The organism is Nostoc sp. KVJ20, assembly GCF_001712795.1.
Classification (GTDB): Bacteria; Cyanobacteriota; Cyanobacteriia; order Cyanobacteriales; family Nostocaceae; genus Nostoc.
The window spans coordinates 22,110-34,632 of the sequence record NZ_KV757575.1 but is presented as its reverse complement, the minus strand read 5'-3'; the positions used below and the strand labels follow the sequence as shown (position 1 = coordinate 34,632).

11 protein-coding genes are annotated in these 12,523 nt (G+C 41.3%); 5 read left to right on the top strand and 6 right to left on the bottom strand.

Annotation, left to right across the window (positions count from 1 at the left end; translation table 11 throughout):
* Nucleotides 1–191: 191 nt before the first annotated feature.
* Nucleotides 192–365: a hypothetical protein gene (locus tag A4S05_RS42540; protein ID WP_218107934.1), complete on the bottom strand. Its 174-nt coding sequence runs from the start codon at nucleotides 363–365 to the stop codon at nucleotides 192–194.
* Nucleotides 362–601, bottom strand: a complete 240-nt coding sequence (locus A4S05_RS07170; protein WP_069069140.1) for a type II toxin-antitoxin system HicB family antitoxin — start codon at nucleotides 599–601, stop codon at nucleotides 362–364. The genes A4S05_RS42540 and A4S05_RS07170 overlap by 4 nt, the downstream gene beginning before the upstream one ends.
* Before the next feature lie 284 nt (nucleotides 602–885).
* Between A4S05_RS07170 and A4S05_RS07165 the strand changes: the two genes are divergently transcribed.
* Nucleotides 886–1,521, top strand: coding sequence for a restriction endonuclease subunit R (locus tag A4S05_RS07165; protein ID WP_069069139.1), 636 nt, complete (start codon nucleotides 886–888; stop codon nucleotides 1,519–1,521).
* 356 nt (nucleotides 1,522–1,877) lie between these two features.
* On the opposite strand, the gene A4S05_RS07160 is transcribed toward A4S05_RS07165, so the two are convergent.
* The 3 genes from A4S05_RS07160 to A4S05_RS07150 all read right to left on the bottom strand — a co-directional run bounded on the left by A4S05_RS07160 (nucleotide 1,878) and on the right by A4S05_RS07150 (nucleotide 4,376).
* The gene (locus tag A4S05_RS07160; RefSeq protein WP_141699664.1) at nucleotides 1,878–2,948 is read right to left on the bottom strand and encodes a GUN4 domain-containing protein; all 1,071 of its coding nucleotides are present in this window, start codon (nucleotides 2,946–2,948) and stop codon (nucleotides 1,878–1,880) included.
* Nucleotides 2,949–3,027: 79 nt separating this feature from the next.
* The gene (locus tag A4S05_RS07155; RefSeq protein ID WP_069069138.1) at nucleotides 3,028–4,035 is read right to left on the bottom strand and encodes a glycerate kinase; all 1,008 of its coding nucleotides are present in this window, start codon (nucleotides 4,033–4,035) and stop codon (nucleotides 3,028–3,030) included.
* 8 nt (nucleotides 4,036–4,043) lie between these two features.
* Entirely contained in the window at nucleotides 4,044–4,376 is a 333-nt protein-coding gene (locus A4S05_RS07150; protein WP_069069137.1) for a DUF565 domain-containing protein, read from the bottom strand.
* 410 nt (nucleotides 4,377–4,786) lie between these two features.
* Here A4S05_RS07150 and A4S05_RS07145 point away from each other — a divergent pair, with 410 nt between their 5' ends.
* Together A4S05_RS07145 and A4S05_RS07140 are read left to right on the top strand one after the other, a co-directional pair.
* Nucleotides 4,787–5,413, top strand: a complete 627-nt coding sequence (locus tag A4S05_RS07145; protein ID WP_069069136.1) for a hypothetical protein — start codon at nucleotides 4,787–4,789, stop codon at nucleotides 5,411–5,413.
* A 149-nt stretch (nucleotides 5,414–5,562) separates the two neighbouring features.
* Entirely contained in the window at nucleotides 5,563–7,473 is a 1,911-nt protein-coding gene (locus tag A4S05_RS07140; RefSeq protein WP_069069135.1) for an ArnT family glycosyltransferase, read from the top strand.
* Nucleotides 7,474–7,566: 93 nt separating this feature from the next.
* Here A4S05_RS07140 and A4S05_RS07135 read toward each other — a convergent pair whose 3' ends face one another.
* Nucleotides 7,567–10,914, bottom strand: coding sequence for an ATP-binding response regulator (locus tag A4S05_RS07135; RefSeq protein ID WP_370684406.1), 3,348 nt, complete (start codon nucleotides 10,912–10,914; stop codon nucleotides 7,567–7,569).
* 558 nt (nucleotides 10,915–11,472) lie between these two features.
* Between A4S05_RS07135 and A4S05_RS07130 the strand changes: the two genes are divergently transcribed.
* Nucleotides 11,473–12,054, top strand: a complete 582-nt coding sequence (locus A4S05_RS07130; RefSeq protein ID WP_069069133.1) for a KaiA family protein — start codon at nucleotides 11,473–11,475, stop codon at nucleotides 12,052–12,054.
* A gap of 104 nt (nucleotides 12,055–12,158) precedes the next feature.
* Nucleotides 12,159–12,473, top strand: coding sequence for a circadian clock protein KaiB (gene kaiB, locus A4S05_RS07125; protein ID WP_069069132.1), 315 nt, complete (start codon nucleotides 12,159–12,161; stop codon nucleotides 12,471–12,473).
* Nucleotides 12,474–12,523 lie beyond the last annotated feature (50 nt).

The following is a 12,523-nucleotide window of genomic DNA, read 5'->3' as shown; positions in this document are numbered from 1 at the left end:
CAAATTTACATACCTCAATTCCGATGCTGCCCACCTTTCCATTTTTCATTCCCCTCTGTTTTCTCCTCCTCAAAACTATATCTATCAACCTTTTCGGCTTTATTTAAGTATTTTTACGTTTTGTTGAGAAAGATCCGGGTAATGGATAGCCTTTACAAGGGGGGAAACAAGAAAATTCAGTTCCCTCCCCTTTATAAGGGGAGGGTTAGGGTGGGGTAACGCAGATCGTGATGGTAAGCCCGTTTTGTCAAGGGTTTCGCGTTAAGTTGACACCAGTGGCGAGACGCCCATCCCACAAGATGAAAACCTAATTTTTCAATAACTTTAACAAAATCTTTAGCTTTTACACTAGGAAAATTACTCATATTAAAATACGTAATGGCTTGACAATTAAATCTTCTTTAGGGATAGGTTGATTATCAGCAATTAAACTTTCAAGATATAATTCAATAGCTTCTGTAATATTCTCAATAGCTTCTTCAAAAGTATCGCCTTGAGAATGGCAGCCTTTGAGAATAGGATAAAAAGCGTGATAACCACCATCTTTTTCTTTTTCCAGAAGAACCGTATAGTTATAAGCTTGCTTAATGTTGTTTTTCATATATTTTCACCTTTTTTGAAAGCTACTAATTTTTAGCTTATACCAATTCTTTATGAAGCTGCATAGAATTCGATCCCCCCTAGCCCCCCTTATAAAGGGGGGAATTCAAAGTGCCCCTTTTTTAGGGGGATTTAGGGGGATCAAGATATGTGCAACTTCACATTAAATTGGTATTAAACTTATTCCATAATGATAGAACAGATTTTGCTGTGGTTTAATATTCGTTAAAATAGGTTTTATATAGGTAATTTGGATTGGGTTGCACTTTAATTAAGCAAAAATATATGGCAATTCTCAACGCTCGTAATTTATCTTTAGAAGAAGTTCAGCGTCTATTTGGCTTTGAAAAACATTACAATGACTCATTTTCTAACTACTTATCTCTGGAACCTCTCACGGAAGCAGAACAGCAGGAACTCAAACAAATTCAGCAGGACTTTGATAGATACCTGACAGCAGGTAAAGTTTCTGAAGGTCAGGTAAAGTTTCTTGCAGTTGCGCCTTTACTAAGATTAGCTGGTTTTTATCGCTATCCTATAGAGATTGTTTTGGAAGAGAATATTGCTGATATTGAAGTTGAAGACGAAGATATCAAAATTAAAGGAAGATTCGATGTTTTAGTTATTAGTAAAGCTAAACATACAAAATTTCAAAGATATTTTTGGGTACTGTTAATTGAATCTAAAAATAGTCAGATTGATATATCAACAGGTTTACCTCAACTACTCACATACTCTTATAAAAATTTAGATAATCAAAAATCAGTTTGGGGAGTAACGACTAATGGTAGAAGTTATCAGTTTGTCTATATTGAACAAGGAAATCCCCCGATTTATTATCTGTTGCCAGAATTAAATTTAATGGAAAGAGAGCGTTCAAGTCAGTTGCTACAAGTTTTAAAAGCAATTTGTCAGCTTTAAAAGGGAATTTCTTAATAAGACTACCTTGGGATGAATGGGAAGCAAGTAACCAAGAAATAGAAAAAGTAGCAAGCAAATTTATCTTTAACTAATTGCTATAGCAATCCTAAATCATTCGTGAAAAATTATATACCCGACTTCTCGAAGAAGTCGGGTATCTGGACATCGCGCATTTTCACAACTCATTTAGGATTACTATATGACAGTCAAAAAGCTTGCATTGTACTACAAGCACAACAAGAAGAATTTTTTTCTGCCCAGTACCAGGTAACGGAAACGTAGAAACCGCAATACTTCGTGCAAAATTACTTGTTTGTGAATCTTCACAAATTCCTGTAAACCTTATATGTTAAAATTTACAAGTCTCGACGCCAAAAAAGACATACAAACTGATGCGGCGCCGACTCCATCCCAGCCGCGCCCCAACGCCATGCGGCGCCTCCGCCTGCGGGCATATGTCCCTGGGGAGAGTTTGTTGTGAAGGTCAGGTATGAGTAAGATAGCCAGTTTTTATTAAAAAACGTTCGTTTTCGCCATCCGACGCGATCGCCAAACTTTTCGTAGTCTTTTCCAACGCTTTCCCAAATCTGCTTTTGCACACTAAACCCAAAGTGCCCATTGCTGTATTTTACCCACAGTTGGTCAATGGTACGTAAGTCGGTGCAAGGAAAGTTATTAATAGATTCAGAATTAAGCCAGCCTTCTTGTTCTCTGCCAGTGGCTTTGAGCATAACAGCCAGAGTTTCTTGATCTGCTTCTTTCCAATTCCCTGCTTTAAGTAAATCGCGCAATCGCGTATAGTCTACACTCTTCTCAGAGGAAAGGTCATCAGTTTCCTGTGTTAGTTTTGCGGTGGTTGTTTGAGTAGATTGCGGTTTTTGTTGCCGCCTCTCGATTTTTTCTTTGAGTATGCGATTGGATGTCTGTTGTCCCAATATATTTGCTTGTTCTTGTTCCCGTGGTCGTTCTTTCTTTAGCTTCTCAGCAGCCGTCCGAATCCCTTTAGCTACATCTGTGAAGGCTTCATCTTGATTGTGCCAATGCCTTGATACTACAGGTTCAGCATTCTTAGGCAAAGCTTGAAGTTTTGCAAATGGTGCGCCACTCCAATCAACGCTTCGCAGAATAACCGGGATAACACAAGCCTCTCCAGTATGGTGACGTTCTATCGCCTTTTTAACTTCGACATCCCAGCAATATTTAGAAAAAAGAAAATCTGAACTGATGAGCAACAGAATGATGTCGGCGGTGTTCAGATTATCATTAATTTGGTAATCCCACTCCTCTCCAGGTAGTATCCTGCGATCGCACCAGCTTGAAATCACACTTTGCCGTTCTAATATGCTCAGGTGTTTAGCTAGTTCATCCCGTAGAGTTTCGTCTTTGTGAGAGTAAGAAAAGAAAAGCTTTAACGATACCTCTGGCATTTTCGGTCTAAGGAGTAGGATAAATCACGCTTTAAGCAAATTATAGTGTTTTTACCTGATTTGCCAGAGAACTAACGCCCTAAGTGCGATCGCAATAAACTTCACCAAAGCTATGATCAGCATGAATCTCAATCACTAGATCAACTGCTGTTGCATCTTTTACCAACGGTTTGATGAATAATTCCGGGTGGAGCGATCGCCAAAAATAATTGACAAATTTCTCTATCTCTGCATTGCTCATTCCCGATTTACCCGCAGCAATCATCTGCTGTTCCGCCTGTTTGCGCCACTCCAAAGAACAGCGATAATCGGTGGGATATAGCACAATCAAACTGTCTAATCGCTCCCAGAGTGGTAGATAATCTTGGAGGCGAAGATTTATATCACGAGCAAATGCTCTATCTTCATCTGTGAGAATTGGCGGCGGTGCAGTATCAAATACATCTGCGTTAATTGGTCGCACACCCACAAACCAGCCTTCAAATAGTACAATATCTATGTTTGTGACGATTTCTGGATTAGTGCGATCGCCAGCACCTCCAAAAGCAGATTTATCAAAGCGCGGAACCATCACTGGACTTTGCAACTGGCGGATTTGATCTAGTACATTTAAACCTAAATCTACATCGTGGGTTCCTGGTGGCCCTCGCCAAATTAAGCGGGGATCTTGCTGTGTTAAGAGTAAGCGATCGCTGTAAGTTTTATATAAGTCATCCAAAGATAAACTCACAGTCCGATATCCCAACTGATCGAGAATCAAGCTGAGAATTTTGCACGTTGTGGTTTTACCAGTGCCTTGGCCTCCCAAAATTCCCTGAATCAGAGGGCGTTTTAACTGTTGGCGCTGCGATGCTAATTTGATCCCCAAAGGTAGCCACAAGTCCCACAATACCTGTAACATTTTCTTGGGTTCGATTTTCAGGCTAGTTTCGCAGAATTCGTTAAAAGCTGGTAAAACAGATTTTAGTAAATGCGATCGCCTTTCGATCACTTCATCTACATTTTCCGGCGTGATCCCAAAAGCTTTAGCCCTTGACTTATCTGCTAACGCCGCTTCTCTTGCTTCCTGCTTCCCCATCTCTTTCATCCCCCATCCTACGATCCCAGCTTAAAGGCTTCGAGAAACAGGCTGTACATGAAACCAACTTTAAGGAGATTTAGTGATTCTACCAAGAGCGATCGCTTGGCGAAAAAACTCTGACTGTAAAATATCCTACTAGTAATTTCCGTCAATAGTACTAAAAAAGCAGCTACCACAATGTCTAATACACCCTGTTGTCCAGCTGTGGTGGAAACCGCGTTTCCCAGAAAAAAACCGAACAAAAAACTAATTATTAGTAACGATAGCCGCCGCCAAGGATTTAAAAACCATTGCCCCAAGCGTGTAGCAATGGCATCTAACAAGTTATTCAGACGAGTGTTTTGCATGAAAAGGACTTCTGGGGAAAAGTCAAGATATCTTGAAATATCTCTTCTATATTAAGGAGGGTATTGGTTTTAGCATAAGCTTGTTTGTTAATATTATAAATATCTACTGGGCTTCCAGTATTGATTTAAATTTGTACATATTATGGGCTGGCTCGGTATCAAATTTCATTATTTTTATCCAAGCCTACAGTGAATATACAAAGCAAATAGTGTCTGTAATCCTTGTTTGTCAAACATCAAGGAAATTATTTGCTCTACATATTTTATATTCACAATGATGTTTATAATACATTTGCTTGCCTAATTTTAAGAAAGTCTATAATAAGCTACTTTCTGTGATTAGCTTTTGTGATAATAGGCTAGTATTTGGTCAAGCCTAGACAAAATATTTATTTCTAATAACTATCAATATGAAATCCTCAGTATATCGTAACGTCGGTGTTACCGCTTCTTGCTTGGGACTGCTTGTTGCTCTGGTGGGATACTTTGGAGTTAGCATATCCTTTGAGTCTACAAACCCAGATACATCTTCACAACTGCCAGATGAAACTCGAGAGTGGGAAGCAACTTCTGTTTCACCTGAAAAAAGTCTTTCCGCTAATTTATCTACTCCAGCAACTACTCCAACCAATCAGGTAGAACAAAGTAGTAAAGAGAATACTTATCCTGTCTTGGCAGAGCGTGATAAATCAGCAAGCATTGCCAAAGATCAAGGGACTTTGCGGATGAGCAATCAAACAAATCAGCCTGTACGGCTGGCTCTACTGGCGCGACAGTCGGTAGCAAAAGGATCTAGTAGTAAACAAGCTAACTATGACCTACCGGCACATTGGGATTTTGCTCCCCAAGAAGGTAGTGAGAAGGGATTGGTTCTATCCTTACCTCAGAATAATTTAAAGCTGGAGAAAGGAGATATTTTAGTTGCTTTTGCACAAGATGGTTCCCGTCGTTACTGGGGCCCTTATGTTGTCGGCGAAACTCAATTACCTAAATGGAATTCTCAAAACAGAGAATGGCAACTAGTGCTGAGTCAATAAATGCGGTAGCGGCGCGTTGCGCCAGTGCTAAGTAGTAAAAATGTTAAATTTTAAGTTTATAACTCAGTATTTAACACTTGTTTTGTTGAAGAAGAACAAAATATAGATAACCAACGACTATTGATTAGTGATTGTTGACTATTGACTAAATGAGAATGAAACTGAGTGTTAATCGCACTGTTGATCAGTGGTTCAACAAAATAGGAAAGAATCCAGCCCTTGGTTTAACTGTGTCGATTTTGTGGTTGATAGTGATTGGCTGGATAGCTTTTGGGTGGAATTTGGGCAATATTGGCTTGATTGATGAGACAGAGCCGTTGTTTGCCGAAGCTTCCCGCCAGATGTTCCTCACAGGTGATTGGATTACCCCATTTTTCAATGGTGAAACTCGTTTCGATAAACCGGCTTTAATTTACTGGTGTCAAGCGATCGCATATCACATAATTGGAGTGAACGAGTGGGCAGTACGTCTCCCTTCTGCGATCGCAGCTTTCGGCTTAGTTTGTTTGGCTTTTTACACCGTACACTGGTACTTAGGTAAACAAGACGAATTAGAACAAGTTTCACGTCCTACTCGCCGCTACTCAACATCTTTCATGGCCGCAGCGCTTATGGCGCTCAATGGCGAAACTATTATTTGGGCGAGAATCGGCGTCTCTGATATGCTGCTCACCGGATGCATGGCATCAGCTTTGTTATGTTTCTTTCTAGGGTATGCGGGGAAGGGAGGGACTGGGGACTTGGGACTGGGGACTGGGGAGAACTTTTCCCAATCTCGGAGCGAAGCGACCTCCCTATTCCCTAATAAGTGGTACTTAGCTTTTTATGTACTGATTGCTGGCGCAATTTTAACTAAAGGGCCAGTGGGGATTGTTTTGCCTGGGCTAATTGTTGTCGCCTTTTTGCTGTATGTAGGAAAGTTCCTAGAGGTGTTGCGGGAAATGCGCGTCCTCGTAGGTATACTGATAATTATCGGTTTGTCAGTGCCCTGGTATGCTTTAGTAATTTGGCGCAATGGCTGGAATTTTATTAATGCCTTTTTTGGTTATCACAACCTAGAACGCTTTACAGAAGTAGTTAATGGTCACTCAGCACCTTGGTATTTTTACTTCTTAGTGGTGCTGTTGGGCTTTGCACCATACTCCGTGTATTTACCAGCCTCTATAGTAAGACTAAAGTTTTGGCAGCGATCGCATTGGAGTTCCCAAGAACGTTTTCAGCAATTTGGTTTATTTGCGTGGTTCTGGTTTGCTGGCATCTTTAGCTTTTTCAGCATTGCTGTCACCAAACTTCCTAGCTACGTATTGCCTTTAATGCCAGCAGCAGCAATCTTGGTAGCCCTTTTATGGAGCGACCTTTTCCAATATACTGATACACGGCAAACAAATTCTGTTTCTTCCTCTCCCACTCCTCCTATTTCCACCTCTTTTCTGCGAGTGAGTGGTTGGGTGAATGTAATATTTTTATCAGTTCTGTCAACAGCACTGTTTAACATAACTCAGATATTAGGTAGCGATCCAGCTATAACCAACTTCCACGAACTAATTAAACAATCTGGTTTACCAGTAATCGCTGGTGTAATTTGGCTTGTTTGTGCCGTTGTAGTTGCAGGGTTACTATTGAGTCGCCGCTGGAAGTACATTATCAGTATTAACTTGCTGGGGTTTGTGGCGTTTTTGATTTTTGTTCTAACACCTGCTTCCTTCTTTATTGATCGAGAACGTCAATTACCCTTAAGGGAGTTGTCTGCCGTCATTCTAGAAGCAAAACAACCGAATGAAGAATTGATCATGCTTGGCTTCAAAAAGCCTAGTGTGGTATTTTACAGCAACATCCGCATCAATTATTTAAGATTTCCTCAAGAAGCTACAGAACACATTCAAAACCAGGCTGCAAAGGGACTACAACCTCCCTCGCTCCTGCTGTTGGCTGAACAGAAAAAGTTTTTACAAATGGACTTACAGCCAGATGATTATAAGAGTTTATCGACCAAGGGTGCTTATAACTTGGTTAGAATTCCTTTTAAGAAAAAGAAAAATGAAAAAATAGATATATCATAATTGGGCATGGGGAATTGGGCATTGGGCATTGGGTATGGCTATTCTCCTCATCTTCCCTATTGCCCATTCCCTATTCCCCATTCCCCATTCCCATTAACATTTGCCATTGTAACCATTGACAGCTAAAGTCTGATTGATCTGGTTTAATAGGTCTTCCATTGAGATTGATCGCGGTAATATTTGGGTAGCGATCGCACCAACAACAGTTTCTATAGATTCCAAACCATTCTTCTTCTGCTTGTCAATTGCCTTATAAGCTACCCCAGGCTGTAAACTTGTTTCTGGGCTATTTAATCGCTGATTAAGTACCAAAATTGGTGGTAACTTTAAAGGCGAATCTCCCAATGTTTTCAGTGCTTTAAGCACGTCTTTGTGGATAGCGGATTCTCCTAAACAAATTAGCAGTAAGTCAACGCTTTGGTGGCGAATTTGTTGTAACACTTCTGCCCAACAGGGACTCATCGCCGCTTTAAAGCCTGCTGTTTGGAGGTACTGAATTAAAGCTTGGAACCATTCAGACCCCCGTTCCGCAGTTTCACTACTAATTGAGCAATTTTTTTCTGTCCGATAACCCTTCGCTGGCTTACGTCTTACCTGTGGAAAATCACGCAGCATTGTCAAATCCACTACCAAGATGTTAGGAGGGCAGCAAATACCAGAAGCAATTTGCAGTACTGATAGTAAGGCATCGGTTTTCTCGGTGCGACTGCTGTTTTCTCTCGTAAATGGTGTTAAGTAAGGAAATACAGATAGCCCTGGGATTTTAGAAGCTATTAAGGTAGTTGCAACATCGCAAGTAACTAGTGGTATAGCCGCCAAACGCGAGTGCTGAATTAGTTGTTGCAGATAAATTTGGGCGGTGGTACTTTCGACATCTAGCAAAATGACATCAAATTGCCATACCCGCGCCAAAAGTTCTGCCTGATCTAGGTCATCTACTTCAATCACCCGGTGTTCTCGAAGTGAGGGGTGGGGATTGACTGATTCCAACTGGGGATTCACCAACCTGAGAATTCGCAGTGGGGTTTTAGTTGGGATACTTGCGCTGTTGTTTAACCCTTGCTGTGGAACTGCTTGTACAGTACATAATTTTTCTAGGACTGGTGTCAAAACCTGATGCTCTACTGGCAAGCTTAAGAAACCATCGGCTCGATTAGCAAATGCTTGCTCCTTTTCGGCTCCCGTCGCGGTCACAATTACAGATATATGACGGGTTGCAGTGTCAGATTTTAGTAAAGTCAGCACATCCCAGCCTGATAGCAGGGGTAGCAACGGATTCAAAAATATCGCTATTGGTTGCAAGCGCCGAGCTTTTTCGACTGCTTCTGTCCCCGATCGCGCAATCACTACCCGATATCCTAAACCTTTGAGTTGTTCGGTCAAGTCTTCAATATATCGGGCTACTGCCTCGACTACCAAGACTAACCGTTGCGAACTAGCGGGATGATGCTGTGTGGATGTACTAACTTGCTGACGAGCTGGTGCGGGGATTTCTCGTATCTGTTGATATCGTGTTTCTTCGTCTTCTCCAATTCCCATCTCTGGTTCAGAAAAGCCTGTTTTCGGGGGACTGGGTGGCAGAAGTAGTGTAAATTGGCTACCTTTTCCTTCACGCGACAAGAAGCTGACATCTCCTCCGTGGAGACGAGCCAAGGCGCGAGTTAACACCAGCCCCAAACCAGTGCCTTCAAATTGGCGGGTGAGAGGATTTTCTAGTTGTTGGAATTTTTGAAAGATTAAGTGTTGCTGGTGTTCAGGAATACCAATGCCTGTATCCCAAACCGTAAAGGCAATCCATCCTTCCCAACGACTTACCCGCAGCCCAATTTCGCCAGATATTTCGGTGAATTTAAAGGCGTTGGAAAGCAGGTGTACTAGCATTTGGCGTAAGCGCAACTCATCCGCCACCATCTGATCTAAGCCTAGTTCAATGGAAAGGCAGAATTGGGGAGCAGATGAACGGGCATTTGGAGGTGGTGAGGCCGATGTAGTTTTGGTGGTTTGAGTGTGGATAGCTTTGGCTTCCGATAGGGCGCGATCGCACACAGCCCGAATTTTCACTGGAGTCAGCGTCAAATCCATTTGTCCCGTCTCCATCCGGGTCAAATCCAAAATGTCATTAACCACACTCATCAGGTGGCGTCCACTTTGATGAATCAGTCCCGCATAACGGGCTTGACGCTCGTTGAGTTCTCCCAACTGCTGATCCACAAGCAAGCGCGATAATCCTAAAACGGCAGTTAGGGGAGTCTTAAGTTCATGACTAATACAAGCTAAAAACTCATCCTTCAACCGATTTAGTTGAATTAAATCGGCATTCTTCGCTGCTAATTCTTTGCAAAGCTGCTGCTGTTCAGTGACATCAGTAGCTAAGACCAACCACAAATCAGTGCTGAGTGCAACCTCCTCTTCAGCACTCATAACTTTAAACTCAGGACTATCTAAGGGAATTTTGGCAAACTGCCAAATTCGCTCCTGACCATTTTGCACTTCGACAACGCAGGTACAAGTACCCACTTGACTATCCAAATAGCAACGACTGTATACAGCATCAGATGAGGCTTCTTGCTGGGTCAGTTCTTGTTCATCACCATACTCATTTTCTCTACCATTGGGATGCACCTTGACTGCTCGTTGGGTGACATATTCTGATTTTTCGGAGGAGTTAGGTACAAGTATTGCCTCCACCTGTTGCCTAACTCCTTCTGGATCTTTCAAGGTTCCTAATTGCTGCCACCAAGCGGGATTTCGTGCTATCACCTGGCCATTACCCGTTTGCAACATCAAAGGCCAAGGCAGTCTTTCCAACAACTGTACCAATGGCTGATGTCCCAAGGATTTGGGTTCATTTGGCGTCTGCCTACCAGCATCATAAGACGATCTCTGGGCGGTTGAACTTTGTAACCCAGCCATGCGTTCCTGAGCCAGCGATCGCAACAGACGTGAACTATCTAGCAGCCCCAAATATCGACCCTCAGAGTCAATCAGTGCCCAATCTAAGTTTTGGTGTTTTTCGGCTTGTGGATCACACAAATGCAAGCTTAATTGCTCTACACGCTCAGAAGCTAATATTGTCTGTATTGGCTCAATCAGACCTTGACCCCAGGTAGAGAGCGATTGGTTGAAATTTAGATTTTTATCGTCACGATGTGTTAATAATTTTGGGATTAAACGGGCAGAATACAGCAATCCTATCGGGCATTGCTGTTGATTCACTACTACCAAGCGATCGCACTGCTCTTGCTCAAAAATCTCCAACACTACTGCCAGAGAACTTGTTTGAGGGCAGCTAGGTACGGTTGCCTGAAAGTCATAAAGCGGGTAATCTAGCATTAACATAGGGCTTTGGGGGTCATTCTTCCTGTGGAACCCTCCGGCATTTCCATCTGCCAACTGTTGATGGTATTTTCGCCTGAAGTCATATCCTCTAAGAAGACTCATATAAGCAACTCTGGTTATTTCAACGCCATTAAAACAACGGTATCTCCCCTCACGGACACTTGCTTGTGGACGAGTGCATTTTTCTAAGAGACCACGTTTCTTATTTTTAGCAACTAACCTCTCCAGTCTCTTACTGGTGTTTAAACTCCTCATCGATAGCGACAGCTAAAACAATTATGGCCCCAAAGATTCGCTTTAGAACCTTGAGGAATTATAATGATTTAGAATGCGACAATCCTTTAAGTTCGTTTAAGTATCTTATCAAGGAGCAAAATAAAAAAATCTATCTATCTATATACATAAATATGCAAATAATAAATTAGCTACTGTGTCTTGCTATCCCCACAAATCCTTCATCATCAAATACCTACTAAGTCTTACTACTCAGTTGTTGCACTTTTGTTGTTGAGTGGCTAGCACTATCTGCTAACACAGAGCGTTATTTTTGGGTGGAATCACCAGTTTACTACACACCCAGTATTCCCCTAGAAGCGTTAGCCAAACTTATCAGCACACGTTTCTTGGTCAGGAAGATCAAGGAGATATATTCAAGAGTAAATGTTATTACCGATATTGATTCTGCCGCCTAATGTTAACAAATGTTTAGATAATCCATTTGACTTAACCAACCAAAAAGGTTTGAGGACGTTGGTGTGGAGGTTTATTGAAGCGATTATTGCCAAATTTTCCTACCTACCTGTTGCTGCAACTACCACTGGAAAAATCAACTATTTACCAAATTGGCCGCAACAAAATCCAAGTAAGCCATACACTAGCAAATACATCTATGTATTTGCCAGTCAGATGCAAAAAAGCCAGCAGCATTTCCAGGAGATGACTCCAGCAGAAAGGCAAGGATTATTAAGACAGCTTAAATTAGATTACAGCCTGATCCTTATAGATTATTTTACCACAGACAAAACACTCAAAGAAAAAATTGATAAATTTATCAATACTATATTTTATGCTAATATTCCTGTGCCCCAAATCATCGAAATTCACATGGAGGTAATTGAAGAATTTTCTAACCAGCTAAAATTAGAAGGAAGAAGCAATGAAACCTTACTTGATTACCGTTTAACTTTGATAGACATCCTGGCTCACCTGTGCGAAGTCTATAGGAGTTCCATTCCTAAATAAATTAAAATTATCTATGTTTCCCTTGGAACAAGCTACTGCTGTAAGTTATTCCCAAATTGCGATCGCATATTGTATTTCTATTATGATGACTAGCCATTAAGTATATGATTAAAGCCAGAAAAACCTACGTTCTTAAGCTTTACGTAGCAGGGAACACCCCTAATTCAGTCCGGGCATTAAAAACACTCAAAGATATTTTAGAACAGGAATTTGAAGGTGTTTATGCTTTAAAAGTGATCGATGTGCTAAAAAGCCCACAACTGGCGGAAGAAGATAAAATATTGGCGACGCCAACACTATCGAAAATTTTACCCCCACCTGTTCGCAAAATTATCGGGGATCTTTCAGATAGAGAAAGAGTATTGATTGGATTAGATTTGCTCTATGAAGAACTGAGTGAAGAAGATTTTGAAGAGTAAGATTTTAATCATAAAAAATTAGTAATAAAAAACAGGTTTAAAACCAATTT

Bases quoted from the DNA above. Each gene is read 5' to 3' on its own strand.
- A4S05_RS07145 (WP_069069136.1), top strand. From the start codon at position 4,787: ATGAAATCCTCAGTATATCGTAACGTCGGTGTTACCGCTTCTTGCTTG.
- A4S05_RS07170 (WP_069069140.1), bottom strand. From the start codon at position 601: ATGAAAAACAACATTAAGCAAGCTTATAACTATACGGTTCTTCTGGAA.
- A4S05_RS07140 (WP_069069135.1), top strand. From the start codon at position 5,563: ATGAGAATGAAACTGAGTGTTAATCGCACTGTTGATCAGTGGTTCAAC.
- A4S05_RS07150 (WP_069069137.1), bottom strand. From the start codon at position 4,376: ATGCAAAACACTCGTCTGAATAACTTGTTAGATGCCATTGCTACACGC.
- A4S05_RS07155 (WP_069069138.1), bottom strand. From the start codon at position 4,035: ATGAAAGAGATGGGGAAGCAGGAAGCAAGAGAAGCGGCGTTAGCAGAT.
- kaiB (WP_069069132.1), top strand. From the start codon at position 12,159: ATGATTAAAGCCAGAAAAACCTACGTTCTTAAGCTTTACGTAGCAGGG.
- A4S05_RS07165 (WP_069069139.1), top strand. From the start codon at position 886: ATGGCAATTCTCAACGCTCGTAATTTATCTTTAGAAGAAGTTCAGCGT.
- A4S05_RS07160 (WP_141699664.1), bottom strand. From the start codon at position 2,948: ATGCCAGAGGTATCGTTAAAGCTTTTCTTTTCTTACTCTCACAAAGAC.
- A4S05_RS42540 (WP_218107934.1), bottom strand. From the start codon at position 365: ATGAGTAATTTTCCTAGTGTAAAAGCTAAAGATTTTGTTAAAGTTATT.
- A4S05_RS07130 (WP_069069133.1), top strand. From the start codon at position 11,473: ATGTTATTACCGATATTGATTCTGCCGCCTAATGTTAACAAATGTTTA.
- A4S05_RS07135 (WP_370684406.1), bottom strand. From the start codon at position 10,914: ATGAGTCTTCTTAGAGGATATGACTTCAGGCGAAAATACCATCAACAG.